We start from the raw sequence: 574 nt of genomic DNA, 5'->3' as shown, positions 1-574 counted from the left end.
AACAAGCCATGGCTGATGTGCACGCTGAAGATAGCCACTAACATGGCAAATGCATTGACCAGTGCCGCTGGGCGAGTCAAAAGGCCAAATATCAAGGCTAAACCCCCGAAGAATTCTGCACTGCCAGCCATCAATGCCATTAGGTGACCGGGTGCTAGCCCAATGCTTGCCATCCATTGGCCAGTCCCGTCCAGTCCGTAGCCACCAAACCAGCCAAACAGCTTTTGCGCGCCATGTGCAGCCAAAACGATTCCTACCGGAACTCTCAGTACTAGTGCCGCAAAGCCTGCATTGGATTGAATTACTTTGTTAAACATGTGCTTGTTCATGGTATTTCCCTCAGAGATAATTTATTCAAGTAAGTCTTAACTTGGGAATAAGGTTACTCTTTCTCATTTAGGTGATAAATGACGTTTTCATTGAGTGATTTCCAATGTATTGTTGGTAATTGACTTGTTAAAAGGAATTATTTGATGGATAGAATTGACACCATGAGGGCGTTTCTCACGGTCTCTAGAGAAGGCAGTTTTACCAATGCGGCACAGAAACTGGGAACGTCAAATCAATTGGTCAG

The 574-nt window shown here is 45.1% G+C and carries 2 protein-coding genes; one reads left to right on the top strand and one right to left on the bottom strand.

The window, feature by feature from the left end; all coding sequences use genetic code 11:
* On the bottom strand, positions 1-329 hold a 329-nt coding region (locus QTO00_RS20665; protein ID WP_331426393.1), incomplete at its 3' end, for a DoxX family protein.
* Positions 330-473: 144 nt separating this feature from the next.
* Here QTO00_RS20665 and QTO00_RS20660 point away from each other — a divergent pair.
* A partial coding sequence (locus QTO00_RS20660) for a LysR family transcriptional regulator (protein ID WP_331426394.1) occupies positions 474-574 on the top strand: 101 nt, incomplete at its 3' end.

Source organism: Vibrio sp. M260118 (genome assembly GCF_036533755.1).
Lineage (GTDB): Bacteria > Pseudomonadota > Gammaproteobacteria > Enterobacterales > Vibrionaceae > Vibrio.
Note: the sequence above shows the minus strand (reverse complement) of the source record. Positions and strands in the feature narration are given on the sequence as shown.